Origin of the sequence: Hydrogenophaga borbori (genome assembly GCF_003417535.1) — a bacterium.
GTDB lineage: Bacteria > Pseudomonadota > Gammaproteobacteria > Burkholderiales > Burkholderiaceae_C > Hydrogenophaga > Hydrogenophaga borbori.
On sequence record NZ_QVLS01000014.1, the window covers coordinates 79,233 to 93,418 of the forward strand.

At 72.7% G+C, this 14,186-nt stretch carries 11 protein-coding genes; 1 reads left to right on the plus strand and 10 read right to left on the minus strand.

All coding sequences use genetic code 11. The features are described 5' to 3' along the window. Positions 1-48 precede the first annotated feature (48 nt). Positions 49-2,607 carry a magnesium-translocating P-type ATPase gene (gene mgtA, locus DY262_RS19455; RefSeq protein WP_116960727.1) on the plus strand — a complete coding sequence of 853 codons (2,559 nt, stop codon included), beginning with the start codon at positions 49-51 and terminating at the stop codon, positions 2,605-2,607. 20 nt (positions 2,608-2,627) lie between these two features. On the opposite strand, the gene DY262_RS19460 is transcribed toward mgtA, so the two are convergent. The 10 genes from DY262_RS19460 to egtD form a co-directional block, all read right to left on the minus strand. Further along, positions 2,628-4,196, minus strand: coding sequence for an aldehyde dehydrogenase family protein (locus DY262_RS19460; protein ID WP_116960728.1), 1,569 nt, complete (start codon positions 4,194-4,196; stop codon positions 2,628-2,630). Positions 4,197-4,240: 44 nt separating this feature from the next. After that, positions 4,241-4,729 (minus strand): thioesterase family protein, encoded by a 489-nt coding sequence (locus tag DY262_RS19465; protein ID WP_116960729.1) that lies wholly within the window; start codon positions 4,727-4,729, stop codon positions 4,241-4,243. Positions 4,730-4,755: 26 nt separating this feature from the next. Next, positions 4,756-5,904 carry an acyl-CoA dehydrogenase family protein gene (locus DY262_RS19470; protein ID WP_116960730.1) on the minus strand — a complete coding sequence of 383 codons (1,149 nt, stop codon included), beginning with the start codon at positions 5,902-5,904 and terminating at the stop codon, positions 4,756-4,758. After that, complete coding sequence (locus DY262_RS19475; RefSeq protein ID WP_116960731.1) at positions 5,901-7,829, minus strand: ATP-binding protein; 1,929 nt, start codon at positions 7,827-7,829, stop codon at positions 5,901-5,903. Before DY262_RS19475 ends, DY262_RS19470 begins: the two co-directional genes overlap by 4 nt. Then, positions 7,826-8,626, minus strand: a complete 801-nt coding sequence (locus DY262_RS19480; RefSeq protein ID WP_116960732.1) for an enoyl-CoA hydratase/isomerase family protein — start codon at positions 8,624-8,626, stop codon at positions 7,826-7,828. The genes DY262_RS19475 and DY262_RS19480 overlap by 4 nt, the downstream gene beginning before the upstream one ends. Continuing rightward, positions 8,623-9,795 (minus strand): acyl-CoA dehydrogenase family protein, encoded by a 1,173-nt coding sequence (locus DY262_RS19485; protein ID WP_116960733.1) that lies wholly within the window; start codon positions 9,793-9,795, stop codon positions 8,623-8,625. Before DY262_RS19485 ends, DY262_RS19480 begins: the two co-directional genes overlap by 4 nt. 32 nt (positions 9,796-9,827) lie before the next feature. Further along, a complete protein-coding gene (locus DY262_RS19490) occupies positions 9,828-11,441 on the minus strand; it encodes an acyl-CoA carboxylase subunit beta (protein WP_116960734.1) in 1,614 nt (537 codons plus the stop codon). Beyond that, entirely contained in the window at positions 11,438-12,406 is a 969-nt protein-coding gene (locus DY262_RS19495) for an SDR family oxidoreductase (protein WP_245981108.1), read from the minus strand. Before DY262_RS19495 ends, DY262_RS19490 begins: the two co-directional genes overlap by 4 nt. Continuing rightward, positions 12,403-13,062, minus strand: coding sequence for a TetR/AcrR family transcriptional regulator (locus DY262_RS19500; RefSeq protein WP_116960735.1), 660 nt, complete (start codon positions 13,060-13,062; stop codon positions 12,403-12,405). The genes DY262_RS19495 and DY262_RS19500 overlap by 4 nt, the downstream gene beginning before the upstream one ends. Before the next feature lie 100 nt (positions 13,063-13,162). Then, positions 13,163-14,182 (minus strand): L-histidine N(alpha)-methyltransferase, encoded by a 1,020-nt coding sequence (egtD, locus tag DY262_RS19505; RefSeq protein ID WP_116960736.1) that lies wholly within the window; start codon positions 14,180-14,182, stop codon positions 13,163-13,165. Between the last annotated feature and the right edge of the window lie 4 nt (positions 14,183-14,186).

Consider the following 14,186-nt stretch of genomic DNA (forward strand, 5'->3'; position numbering starts at 1 on the left):
GCCACCATCGCTGGGCCCGCTCCACCCTGGCCGTGGCGCGCGCGCCGCATGGACACCCCCCGACACCCCGCCCCCCCCGCGCGCGCGCCGGACGCCGGCGCCCCCGACTGGAGCCTGCCCGAGGCCGAACTGCTGGCCCGCCACGCCAGCGGCCCCCAGGGCCTGGGCCAGGCCGAGGCCCTGGCCCGCCTGCAGCGGCACGGCCCCAACGCCGTGGCCGAGCAGGCCGCCGCCACGGCGTGGCGCTTGGTGCTGCGCCAGTTCGCCAGCCCGCTGGTGCTCATCCTCGTCGCGGGCGCCCTGGTGTCAGCCGCGCTCAAGAGCTGGGCCGAAGCCACCACCATTCTCGCCATCGTGCTGTGCAGCGCGGGCCTCGGCTGGTGGCAGGAGTGGCGGGCCTCGGACGCGGTGTCGCGCCTGCGCCAGCGGCTGGCGCTCAACGCGCGCGTGCGGCGCGATGGCGCCTGGCGCCCGCTGCCCGCGCGCGAACTGGTGCCGGGCGACCTGATCGAGCTGAGCGCGGGCAAGCTGGTGCCGGCCGACGGCGTGGTGCTGCAGACGCGCGACTTCCTCGTCACCGAGGCCAGCCTGACGGGCGAGTCCTTCCCGGTGGAAAAACGCCCCGGCCCCGTGGCGGCCGACGCGCCGCTGCGCGAGCGCAGCAACAGCGTGTTCCTGGGCAGCTCGGTGCGCAGCGGCACCGCCACCGTGCTGATCACCCGCACCGGCGCGGCCACGGTGTTCGGCGAACTCGCGGCCGAGCTGAAGCAACGCCCGCCGCAAACCCGTTTCGCGCAGGGCGTGCGCCGCTTCGGCGACATGCTGCTGCGCCTGATGCTGGCGGTGGTGCTGGCGGTGCTGGTGGTCAACCAGTGGCTGGGCCGCCCCCTGATCGATTCGCTGATGTTCTCCGTGGCGCTGGCGGTGGGCCTGTCGCCCGAGCTGCTGCCCGCCATCGTCAGCGTGATGCTGGCGCGCGCCACGCGGGCCATGGCCGCCCAGGGTGTGCTGGTGCGCCGGCTCGAGGCCATCGAAGACCTGGGCGGCATGAACGTGCTGTGCACCGACAAGACCGGCACCCTCACGCAGGGCGTGATGACGCTGGACGCCGCGGTGGACGCCGACGGCCGACCCGACGCCGGCGTGCTGCGCTGGGCGCACCTGAACGCGGCCTTCGAGAGCGGCATCGAGAACCCCCTGGACCAGGCCCTGGTGGCCGCGGGCGAGCGCGCGGGCCTGACGCTCGAGGGCTGGCGCAAGGTGGACGAAATTCCCTACGACTTCGTGCGCAAGCGCCTCACCATCGTGGCGCAGCGCGGCGCCGAAGGCGAACGCCTGCTGGTGACCAAGGGCGCGGTGCCACAGACCCTGGCGGTGTGCAATCGCGTGCGCCAGGCCGGCGGCGAGGCCCCGCTGGACGCGGCGCGGCGCACCCGCATCGACGACCACATGCGCGAACTCGGCGGCCAGGGGCTGCGCGTGCTGGCGGTGGCCACCCGCGCGGTGCGGGCCGACCGGGTGGGGCTGGCCGACGAAGCCGGCCTGTGCCTGGAAGGCTTCCTGGCCTTCACCGACCCGCCCAAGCCCGGCGCGGCGCAGGCTGTGCGCGCGCTGCGCGCGCACAAGGTGCGCGTGAAGATGGTCACCGGCGACAGCCGCCACGTCGCCGCGCATGTGGCCCGGCAGGTGGGCCTGGACCCCTCGGCCTTGCTCACCGGCGCGGAGATCGCCGCCATGCGCGACGAAGCGCTGTGGCACCACGCGCCGCGCACCGACCTGTTCGTCGAGGTCGATCCCTCGCAGAAGGAGCGCATCGTGCGCGCGCTGCAGCGCACGCGGCACGCCGTCGGCTACCTGGGCGACGGCATCAACGACGCGCCCGCTCTGCTGGCGGCCGACGTCGGCCTGTCGGTGGACCAGGCGGTCGACGTGGCGCGCGAAAGCGCCGACGTGGTGCTGCTCAAGCCCGACCTCGACGTGCTGTGCCGCGGCGTGGAGGAAGGCCGGCGCACCTTCGCCAACACGCTCAAGTACATCGCGCTGAGCATCAGCGCGAACTTCGGCAACATGGTCAGCATGGCCATCGCGGCGCCCTTCCTGCCCTTCCTGCCGCTCACGCCCACCCAGATCCTGCTGAACAACTTCCTGTCGGACCTGCCCTCCATGGCCCTGTCCACGGACCGCGTGGACGCCGGGGTGCTGGGGCGACCGCTGCGCTGGGACCTGCGCGGCCTGCGGCGCTTCATGATGGGCTTTGGCCTGATCAGCTCGCTGTTCGACCTGCTCTGCTTCGCCTGGCTGCTGTGGGTGCTGCGCGCCGACGAAGCGGTGTTCCGCACGGCCTGGTTCCAGGTGTCGCTGCTGACCGAACTCGCCGCGGTGCTGGTGCTGCGCACGCAGGGACCGGTGTGGCGCAGCCGCCCGGGCGAACTGCTGTCGGGCGCGCTGATCGCGATGGCCGCGCTGGCCCTGGCCCTGCCCTACAGCGGTCCTGCGGCCGCGCTGCTGGGCTTCGTGCCACTGGGCTGGGCGGCCACCGCCGTGGTGCTGGCGCTGGTGCTGGGCTACGCGGCGGCCATCGAAGCGGCCAAGCGCTGGACGCGCTGAGGCCCGGCGTGCCGCGGCGCTCAGGGCTCGATGCGCGTCTGCGACTGCTCCCGCATGTACTGCGGCAGGTAATGGAACGACGCCAGTGCCTTGCCCGTGCTCCCCGAGCCCTTCCATCCCCCGAACGGCTGGTAGCCCGGCCAGGCGCCCGTGGTCGCGCCCAGCGGGCGGTTGACGTAGGTCACGCCGGCCTCGATGTGGTCGAGGAACCAGGCCACCTCGTCCTCCGCGCCGAAGAAGCCCGCCGTGAGGCCGAAGTCGCTGGCGTTCGCCTCGGCCATGGCCTGCTCGGCGCCGTCCACGCGGCCCAGCATCACCAGCGGCGCGAACATTTCCTTTCGCCACAACGGGTGGTCCAGCGGCGCCTCGGCCACCAGCGGCGCGCAGTAGAAGCCCGCGTCGGCATCGGCCGGCAGCGGGCCCGCCGCGACGATGCGCGCGCCGCCACCGTCCAGCTGGCGCCGGCAGTCGGCGTGCCGCAGCTGGGCCGCGCGCGTGGCCACGGGACCGGTCCAACTGGACTCGAGCTGCGGCTCGCCCACGGCGATCGCGCCCACCGCCGCGCGCAGGCGCTCGATCAGCGCATCGGCCACCGAGCGGTCCACGTATACGCGCGACAGCGCCGAGCACTTCTGCCCCGACATGCCGAAGGCCGAGCGCACGATGCCCTGGGCCGCCGCGTCCAGGTTGGCGCGCGCGGTGACGATGGCCGCGTTCTTGCCACCCATCTCGGCGATGCAGGGACGCGGCCAGCGCCGGTTCACCTGCGCGCGCAGGATGCGCATGCCCACCTCGTAGGAGCCGGTGAAGGTCACGCCGCCGATGCCGTCGTGCTGGATGAGCGCCTCGCCCACGGTCGCGCCATCGCCCACCAGGCAGTTGAAGGCGCCGTCGGGCAGGCCCGCGTCTTTCAGGCACTGCGCCAGCAGCAGGCCGGACCAGGGCGTTTCCACCGATCCCTTGAGCACCACCGTGTTGCCCGTGACCAGCGCCGCCGCCGTGGGCCCGCCCGCCAGCGCGAAGGGAAAGTTGAACGGCGCGACCACGGCCCACACGCCGTAGGGCTTCATCACGCTGCGGTTGCGGCTCTTCATGTGGGGCAGCGGGTCGTCGGGCAGGGCATGGTCGTAGCCGTCGTTTTCCTCCATCTGCCGCGCGTAGATGTCGAAGAAGGCGCTGACCTCGGCCACCTCGCCCAGGGCCTCCATGCGGGTCTTGCCCACCTCCAGCGAAACGATGGCCGCCATCTCGTAGAGGCGTTCGTCCACCAGGCGCGCGGCGCGGCGCAGCAGGGCCACGCGCTCGCGCCAGGGGGTGCGGCGCCAGGCGGGCAGCGCGCGCCGCGCCGCGGCCACGGCCAGTTCCACGTCGTCCACCGAGGCCTGCGCGAAACGGCCCAGCCGTTCGCTCTGGCGCGCGGGGTTGTGCTTGTCCAGCGCCGCCGCGCGCGCGACGAAGGCGCCGTCGATGAACAGGCCGTGCGCCTGGCCCAGCCGCTGGCGCACGCGCGCCAGCGCGGCGTCGAAACGCTCGTGCAGCGCGCGTGGCGGCGCAAACATCGTGGAATAGGTCAGTTGAAAATCGCTCATTCCAGGCTCTCCTCCTCGAAGCGTCCGCGCCGCGGGCGCGCGGCTCAGGACACGATGTACGCCGCCGACCCCACCGCCAGCAGCGTGCCGTCGGCGCCGTGGAACGCCATGCGCGTGCTGGCCACGCGCGAGCCCAGGCGCAGCGTTTCGGCGCCGATGCCAAAGCGCGCGCTGCCCACGGCCGGGCGCAGGTAGTCCACGCGCAGGTCGATGGTGCCCAGCTTGGAGAAGCGGTGCATGCGCTGCTCCACGCTGTCGTCCATGTGGCGCGCGGCCATGGCCGCCAGCACGGCCAGGCCGCCCATGGAATCCATGGCGGCGCTGATGACCCCGCCGTGCAGGCGGTGGTGCGCGTAGTGGCCGATCAGTTCGGGCCGCAGGTCGAGGTGGCCGCTCACGCGCTCGGGACGCACCTCGTCGATCTTGAGGCCAATGTGCTGGTTGAAGACGATCTTCTGCTCGAAGAGCTCGACGATGGCCTGCACGAACTCGGGTTCGAACGGCACGGCGGAGGGGGTGTTGGCGGTGCTCATGGTGTCTTCCTGAACGTCCTGCCGGCTCAGGCGCCGAACTGCCGCGCCGCCAGGTCTTTCATGATCTCCTCGGCGCCGCCGCCGATCATCATGACCTTCACCTCGCGGTAGAGGCGCTCGCTGGCGGTGCCGCGCATGTAGCCCATGCCGCCCAGTATCTGCACGGCCGCGTCGGCGTTGGCCTGCATGGCCTGGGTGCTGTGGTTCTTGAGCAGGCAGACGTGGCCCACCCAGTCGGGGCCCTCATCGCCCGCGTCGACGCGATCGCCCAGCGCGTCCAGCCAGGCCTGGGTGGAGGCGATTCGCATGCGCATGTCCATGAGCTTGTGGCGGATCGCCTGGCGCTCGATCAGCGCGTCGCCGAAGGTCTTTCGCTCGCGCGCCCAGGCCAGGGCCTCGTCGTGGCAGGCCTCGGCGAAACCCAGGGCCAGCGCGCTCATGGCCAGGCGCTCGCCGTTGAAGTTGCCCATGATGTAGCGAAAGCCCTTGTGCTCCTCGCCGATCAGGTACCGCGCCGGCACGCGCACGCCGTCGAAGCGCAGGTGGCCGGTGTCGCTGCAGTGCCAGCCCATCTTGTGCAGCGGCGTGCGGCCGAGGCCTTGGGCGTCGCAGGGCACGGCGATCAGGCTGATGCCGCCGGCGCCCTTGTTGTTCGGGTCGGTTCGAACCGCCAGGGTGATCCAGTCGCAGCGCACGCCGGAGGTGATGAAGACCTTCTCGCCATCGATGACGTAGTCGCCGCCCTCGCGGCGCGCGCTGGTGCGCAGGCTGGCCACATCGCTGCCCGCGCCGGGCTCCGTGATGCCCAGCGCGGCGATCCGCTCGCCACGCAAGACCGGCGGCACGATCTCGGCCTGCAGCTCGGGCGCGCCATGCTTGAGCACCGGTGGCAGGCCGATGTTGTGGCTGAACAGGCTGGCCAGCAGGCCGCCGCTGGCGGTGCGCCGCGCCAGCAGCTGCGACACCGCGTTGCGCGCGCGCCAGGGCGCGGGCGTGCCGCCGAGCGCCTCGGGGTAGCCCAGGCCCAGCAGGCCGACACGCGCGGCCTCGCGGTAGAGCCCGCGCGGGAACGTGGCCTGGGCGTCCCAGTCGTTCACGTGCGGCACCAGCGCGTCGCGCGCGAAGCGGTCCACCGTGTCGAGCAGGGCCTGGGTGTCGGCGGCGTCCCAGTTCATGCCGCTGCCTCTGCCGCAAAGCTCACGAGCAGTTGCCCCGGCGCCACCTGCTGGCCCGCCGACACCGACACGGCCTGCACCGTGGCGTCGCGCGGCGCGGCGATCAGGTGCTCGATCTTCATGCTCTCGATGGCGAACAGCGCCTCGCCCTTGGCCACGCGCGCGCCGGGCCGGGCGTGCACGGCCACGAGCTTGCCGTTGAAAGGCGCGCGCAGCTCGCCCACCGCGCCAGCGGCGCCGGCCCGGGTCCGCGCGCGGTGGCTCAGGTCGCTGAGCGCCAGCGTGTGCGGACCCACCTGCACCTGCCACTGGCCGTCGCCCAGCGCCACGGCGGTGGTGGCGTGGCGCACGCCGTCGATGGCGACGCCCTGGGCCTGCAGAAGGGCCTCGTGCGTGCGATCACCCAGCGAGACGCTCAGGCGGCCATGGCCGTGTTCCAGCACGGCGATGTCCAGCACCGTGTCGCCGTGCCGCCAGCGCAGCGGGCGCGCGAACGGGCACGGCAGCGCGCCGGACGCGGACCGATCCGCGCAGGCCGCGCCCAGCACCCCGGCGAGCACCACCTCGGCCGGCGGCAGCAAGGCGCCGCGGATGGCCTCGCCCTGCTCCGCCAGGAAGGGGATCAGCGCCTCGCCCGCGCCGAACACCGGGTGGCGAAGGCAGGCCGCCAGGAAGGCGCGGTTGGTGGGCAGGCCCAGGAGCACGGTCGCGTCCAGCGCGTGCGCGAGGCGCTCGATGGCCTGCGCGCGCGTGGGCGCGTGGGCCACGAGCTTGCCCAGCAGGGCGTCGTAGTGCGGCGTCACTTCCATGCCGGTTTCGATGGCGTGGTCGAAGCGATGGCCCTCGCCCGGCGGGGGTTCGGCGAAGGCGCGCACGGTGCCGGTGTGGGGCGCGAAGCGCTCGTCCTCGGCGCACAGGCGCACCTCGATGGCATGGCCTTGCAGGCGCACCTGGTCCTGAGCCAGCGGCAGCGGCTCGCCGCGCGCCACGCGGATCTGCCACTCCACCAGGTCCAGGCCGGTGAGCATCTCCGTCACCGGGTGCTCCACCTGCAGTCGGGTGTTCATCTCCATCAGGAAGAACCGGTCGCCGTCCAGCAGGAACTCCACCGTGCCCGCTCCCACGTAGCCCGCCGCCTGCGCCAGCGCCACGGCGGCCTCGCCCAGGCGCTCGCGCAGTGGCGGCGTGACCGCCGGGCTCGGCGCTTCCTCGACGATCTTCTGGTGGCGCCGCTGCACCGAGCAGTCGCGCTCGCCCAGGTGGATGCAGCGCCCCTGCGCGTCGGCGAAGACCTGCACCTCCACGTGGCGCGGGCGCCGCACGGCCGACTCGATCAGCAGATCCGCGCTGCCGAAACCGGCCAGCGCCTCGGCGCGCGCGCTGGCCAGCGCGGCGGGCAGCTGCGCGGCCTCGGCGACGAGGCGCATGCCGCGCCCGCCGCCGCCCGCCACGGCCTTCGCCATCACCGGGTAGCCGATGCGCCCGGCCTCGGCGGCGAAGGTCTCGTCGCGCTGGTCCGCGCCGAAGTAGCCCGGCAGCACCGGCACGCCATGCGCTTGCGCCAGGGCCTTGGCGGCCGACTTGCTGCCCAGCGCACGGATGGCCCCGGGCGGCGGGCCCACCCAAGTGAGTCCGGCGTCGATCACGGCCTGCGCGAAGTCGGCGTTCTCGCTGAGGAAGCCGTAGCCGGGGTGCAGCGCGTCGGCGCCGGTGGCGCGCGCGGCGGCGATGAGGCGATCGATGCGCAGGTAGGAATCGGCCGAACCAGCCCCGCCGAGCGCGAAGGCGGCGCCGGCCTCGCGCACGTGCGGCGCGCGCGCGTCGGGGTCGCTGAACACCGCCACGGTGGCGATGCCCATGCGGTGCGCGGTGCGGATCACGCGGCGCGCGATCTCGCCGCGGTTGGCGATGAGCAGGCGCTTCATGTGTCCCTGCCCTTCGCCCAGGGAGCGGGCTGCTTGCTGGCGAACGCGGCCAGGCCGGCGGCGGCCTCGGGGCCGCGCAGCGCGTTCGCGAAGGCGATGGCGGCCTCGTCGCGCAGATCGGGCAGGTGCTGGTGCAGGCGGTGCAGCAGCTGCTTGGTGGCCGCCAGCGCGCCGGGCGCGGCGCGGCCCAGGGCCTTGGCGGCGTAGGCCACGGCGGCGTCCAGCGCGTCGTCGGCCACCACGGTATTCACCAGGCCCACGGCCTGCGCCTCGCGCGCGGTCCAGCGCGTGCCACTCAGGAGGCACTGGCGCGCGGTGGCGTCGCCCAGGCGCCGCCACACGAAGGGCGCGATCTGCGCCGGCGGCAGGCCCAGCGTGACCTCGGGCGTGGCGAAGGCCGATCGCTCGGTGGCGATCACCACGTCGGCGCAGCACACCAGGCCGAAGCCACCGCCCATGGCCGGGCCGTCGACGGCGCACATCAGCCATTGCGGCAAGCCGATCAGCGCGTGCAGCAGGTCGCCGAAGCCGCGGTTCAAGGCGACCAGGGGATCGGCCTCGCCGGGAGGCAGGGCCTGGCCAATGGCGCTGGCAAAGCCGCCCAGGCTGCCGCCCGCGCAGAAGGCGCCGTCCGCGCCCGCCAGCACCACGCCACGCAAGGAAGCGTCGGCCTTGGCGCGCAGGCAGGCCTCGAACAGGGCCAGCACCATCGCGTCGCTCAGCGCATTGCGCGTGGCGGGCTCGTTCAGCGTCCAGCGCTCGATGGCGCCGTCGCGGTGGATCAGCAGCGCGCTCATCGCTGCGGCCGTTTGGCGATGCCCATGATCTTGCTCAGGATGCCCAGCATCACCTCGTCGGCCCCGCCACCGATGGAGGCCAGGCGCCCGTCGCGGTACATGCGCGAGACCTTGTTCTCCAGCGTGAAGCCCATGCCGCCCCAGAACTGCAGGCAGGTGTCGGGCACCTGGCGGTTGAGCCGGCCGGCCTTGAGCTTGGCCATGGTGGCCCACTCGGTCACGTCCTCGCCGGCCACGTAGCGGTCGCACGAGAGGTAGGTGAGCGCGCGCAGGGCCTCCACCTCAGTCTTGAGCTCGGCCAGCTTGAACTGCACCCACTGCTGGTCGGCCAGCTGGGCACCGAAGAGCTGGCGCTCCTGCGCCCACTCGATGGTCCATTCGATGCAGTTGTTCAGGCTCTGCAGGGTGCTGGCCGCGCACCACAGGCGCTCTTCCTGGAACTGCTGCATCTGGTAGACGAAGCCCGCGCCCTCCTGGCCGATGCGGTAACGCTGCGGCACGCGCACCTCGTCGAAGTACAGCAGACCGGTGTCGCTGCTGTGCATACCGATCTTGCGGATCTTCTTGCCGACCTCGAAGCCTTTGACGGTCTTGCCGTTCTCGCGCAGCGGCACCATGACCAGGCTCTTGTTCTTGTGCGCCGGGCCGTCGCTGGTGTTGACCAGCAGGCAGATCCAGTCGGCCTGCAGGCTGTTGGTGATCCACATCTTCTGGCCGCTGATGACGTAGTCGTCGCCGTCCTTGCGGGCCGTTGTCTTGATGGCGGCCACGTCGCTGCCGGCGCCCGGCTCGCTCACGCCGATGGCGCCCACCGCCTCGCCGCGGATCGCGGGCGCCAGGAACTGCGCCTTCAGTTCCTCGCTGCCGAAGCGCGCCAGCGCGGGCGTGGCCATGTCGGTTTGCACACCGATGGCCATGGGCACGCCGCCGCAGTGGATGTGGCCCAGGGACTCGGCCATGGCCACGCTGTAGCTGTAGTCCAGGCCTGCGCCGCCATGCGCCTCGGGCTTGGTCAGGCCCAGCAGGCCCAGCTGCCCCAGGCCCTTGAAGACCTCGTGCGCGGGAAACATCTCGGCCGCTTCCCACTCGTCCACGTGGGGGTTGATGTGGTCGTCGATGAAACGCTTGAGCGTTTTCTGTATTTCGCGGTGCTCGTGCGTGAACTGCATGGGGTTCTCCTCTGGGTGGGCGCGTGGCGGGTCTACATGCGCGCCACGCCGAACGGCAAGGGGCGCGGGTGGCGCAATCCGGCCTCGGCGCAGGTGTCCAGGCAGAAGACCAGCACGGCGCGCGTGTCGCGCGGGTCGATCACGCCGTCGTCCAGCAGCAGGCCGCTGGTGTGGAAGGCGTCGGCCTGGCTCTCGAAGACCTGCACGATCTGCTCGAACTGCTGCCGCATCTGCGCCGGGTCGGGCGCGATGCCTTTGCGCGCCAGCCCGGCCTCGGCCACGATCTGCATGGTGCGCGCGGCCTGCTCACCGCCCATCACGGCCGTGCGCGCATTGGGCCAGCTGAACAGGAAACGCGGCCCGAAGCCGCGCCCGCACATGCCGTAGTTGCCGGCGCCGAAAGAGGCGCCGCACTGGATGGTGATCTGCGGCACGGTGGCGCCCGTCACCGCCTGGATCATCTTGCTGCCGTGCTTGATCATGCCGCCCTGCTCGCTGTCCTTGCCCACCATGTAGCCGGTGGTGTTCTGCAGGTAGATGAGGGGGTGGCCCAGCTGGCACATCCACTGGATGAAGTGCGTGGCCTTGTTGGCGCTGGCCACATCGATGGGCCCGTTGTTGCTGACGAGGCCCACCGCGTGGCCGCCGATGCGCGCCTGCGCGCACACCGTGGCCGCGCCGTAGAGCGGCTTGAACTCCAGCAGGTCGGAGCCATCGGCCAGGCGGGCCATCACCTCGCGCATGTCCACGGGCTCACGGTGGTGCGTGGGCATGAGGCTGAGCAGGTCGTCGCTGGACAGCAGCGGCTCGGCCACCACCGGCGCGGCCGGGCGCGCGACGCTGTCGCGCAACTGCTCGACGATGCGCCGGGCCAGCCCCAGCGCCTCGCGGTCGTCCTCCGCCAGGTACTCGCCCAGGCCCGACACGCCGGTGTGCATCTCGGCGCCGCCCAGTTCCTCCTCGGTGGCCACCTCGCCCGTGGCGGCCATGAGCAGAGGCGGCCCCGCCAGGAAGGCGCGCGAACGCCCGCGCACCATCACCACGATGTCCGACAGCCCCGGCATGTAGGCCCCGCCCGCCGTGCCCGAGCCGTGCTGCACCGTGATCACCGGCAGCCCCGCGGCCGAGTGCCGCGCCAGGTTGCGGAACAGCGAGCCGCCGTGCACGAAGCCCTCGACCTTGTATTTGGTGAGGTTGGCGCCCGCGCTCTCCACCAGGTGAACGAAGGGCAGCTTGTTCTCCAGCGCGATGTCCTGCACCCGCAGGATTTTTTCCAGCCCGCGGGGCTGGATGGCGCCGGCCTCGATGCCCGAGTCGCTGGCCACCACCATGCAGCGCACGCCGCTGACGAAACCGATGCCCGCGAGCACGCCGCCGCCGGCCACCGACTTCGCGGGGTCCTTGGTGTCCTGCAGAAAGCCCGCGAGCGAGCACAGCGGCAGCCAGGGCGCGCCCGGGTCCAGCAGCAGCGCAATGCGCTCGCGCGGCAGCAGCTGGCCGCGCTTGTCGAACACGGGCTTGGCCTGGGCCGAGGCGCTGGCGGCGCGCTGCTCGAGCGCGCGCAGCTGCGCAATGCGCTCGAGCATGGCCGCCCGGCGCACTTGCGCGGCTTCGGTGTGGGGGTTGAAGCGGGACGCGAAGCTCATGGCTGGAACACCTGGGGCACGGCGTAGCGGTGAAAGCCATCGAAGGGCTTCACGGCGTCGCGCGACTGCGCCTCGGCCGGCGCCGCGACCTGGCCCCAGCCCAGGCGCACCTGGGGCCGCGCGCCGTCCACGCGCAGCACGCTGCCGCTGATGAAGCTGGCGGCTGGCGACAGCAGGAAGGCGATGGCCGCGCTGGTTTCGGCCTCGTTGCCGAAGCGGCCCAGGGGCACCGTTTCGCGCATCTCGCGCAGCATGGGGCCGGCCTCGGGCGGGTAGTGGTCCATGCCGCTGGAGGCGATGTAGCCCGGCGCCACCGCGTTCACGCGCACGCCGCTGCGGGCCCATTCCAGCGCGGCCGTCTCGGTGAAGCTCACCATGCCGGCGCGCGCCGCGCCGCTGTGGCCCATGCCGGGCATGCTGCCCCACATGTCGGCCACGATGTTGACGATGGCGCCGCCATGCGCCTGTAGGCTTTGCAGGTAGCACTCGCGCGCCACCAGGAAGCCGCCCATGAGGTTGGTGTCCAGCACGGCCTGCCAGCCCTTGGCGCCGATCTTTTCCAACGGGCTGATGTACTGGCCGCCCGCGTTGTTCACCAGCCCGTGCAGGCGGCCCTGCGTGGCCACGATGTCCGCCACCAGGGCGCGCACCGTGTCTTCCTGGCGGATGTCGCCAGCGTGGCAGCTCGCGCGCCCGCCATCGGCCGCGATCTCCTCGGCCACGGCCCGCAGCTTCTCGGGTCTGCGGCCCACCAGGGCCACGTGCGCGCCCAGCGCGGCCAGTTCGTGCGCGGTGCAGCGGCCGATGCCCGAGCCACCGCCCGTGACCACGATGACCTGGCCCGCGAACAGGCCGGGTCGGAAGACGGAGCGGTAGCGATCCGGCGCCGGGCCGCCTCCGGCCGGCTCGGCCGCCTCGGGGGACAGCGACCCGCGCAGCGGCGGCGTGTGGGGGCCTGGGTTCATTCCATGTCCTTGACGAAGAGTTGCAGCGCGGCCTCGGTGAGGCCATCCAGCGTGGTCGGTCCCTCCGGGTCGTACCACTGCGCGGTCCAGTTGAGCGCGCCGAAGATCAGCAGCCGCGCCAGCGCGGTGTCGCCCCGCAGCGCGCCTTCGCGCCGCAGGGCCTGCAGCACCGGTACCCACACGGCCTCGTACTCGGCCATCAGCTCGCTCACCACCCGCTTGGGCTGCGGCGCGAGCCAGCGCCACTCGTACAGCATCACGGGGATGTGGTCACTCTCGGGGCCCAGCAGGTTGTCGAAGTGGCCGCGCACCAGCACGCGCAGGCACTCGCTGGCCGACAGCGGCCCGGGCGCGGCGGCCACGGCCGCGTCCATGCGCTCGCGCTGGTGCCGCAGGGCACGCTGCATGCCCTCTTCCATCACGGCGGCGAGCAGGGCTTCCTTGTTCTCGAAATGGTAGAAGGGCGAGCCCGAGCGCATGCCCACGGCGGCGGCGATGTCGCGCGTGCTGGTGGCCGCGAAGCCCTGCTGGCGGAACAGGCGCGCGGCCGCGCGCAGCAGGGCCTGGCGGCGGTTGCCGTCGTCGCGCTCATCGGCGGTCTTGCGGGGGCGTCCGCGGCTGCGGCGCTCGGGCGCGGGGGTGGCCTGGGCATCCATGGCGCGCCACGTTAGCAGCGCCGTTCATTTATAGCAAGCGGGTGCTTGGTGAAAATACCAATGCCCGCTGTCGAGCCGGCGACAGCGGCGGCGCGGCGCCTCAGCCCGTGGCGCGGCAGGCCACGAGGGCGTAGGGCAAGGCCGGGTCCTCGAACCAGGCCCGCAGCTCGAAGCCGGTGTCGGCGGCCATGGCCTCCACGCCCGCGCGCTCGTACTTCTGCGACTGCTCGGTGTAGATGAACTCGCCGGCACCGAAGTGAAACTCGCGCCGCAGCAGCGCGCTGCGCACGGTCTGGCGCGCCTGGCTCACCAGGAAGCTGCGCGCCACCCCCTGCAGCGGGCAGTAGCTCGCGTAGTGGCGGAAGCGGTCGAGATCGAAGTCCATGCCCAGCTCGCGGTTGAGGCGGCGCAGCAGGTTCAGGTTGAAGGCGGCCGTCACGCCCTCGGGGTCGTCGTAGGCGGCCAGCACGGTGTGGGGGTCCTTGCGCAGGTCCAGGCCGAGCAGCAGGCTGTCGCCCCGGCGCAGGTGGGCGCGCACGCGGCGCAGGAAGCGCCGGGCTTCCTCGTCGGTGAAGTTGCCGAGGTTGCTGCCCAGGAACAGCGCCACCTGGCGGCGCCGCGCGCTGGGAATGGGCCAGGTCTGGAAGTAGTCGCCGCACAGCGGGTGCACCGCCAGCGCGGGCAACTGGCGCGCCATGCGCGCGCTCAGCTGGTCCAGCGCCTGGGCGGAGATGTCCATGGGGCGGTAGACCAGTTCGGCGCCGGCCTTGAGCCAGGCACGGCACAGCGCCAGCGTCTTGCGCCCGTCGCCGCTGCCGAGCTCGAGCATTTCGATCGGCGAGCCGCCGGTGTCCAGCGCGTCCAGCAGGTCCCTGGCGTGGCGGCGCAGCATGGCGGCCTCCACCCGCGTGGGGTAGTAGCTGGGCAGGCGCATGATGCGTTCGAACAGGCGCGAGCCGCGGTCGTCATAGAAGTACTTGGACGACAGCCGCTTGGGACTGCCCGACAGGCCAGCCAGCGCGTCGGCGGCCAGGCCGCGCGGCGCGGCGGCACCGGCTTCGGGTGGCGCCGTGTCGCGCGCGGGTGGGAGGGCGGATGCTGGGTCGCGGCTTCGGGTCATTCTG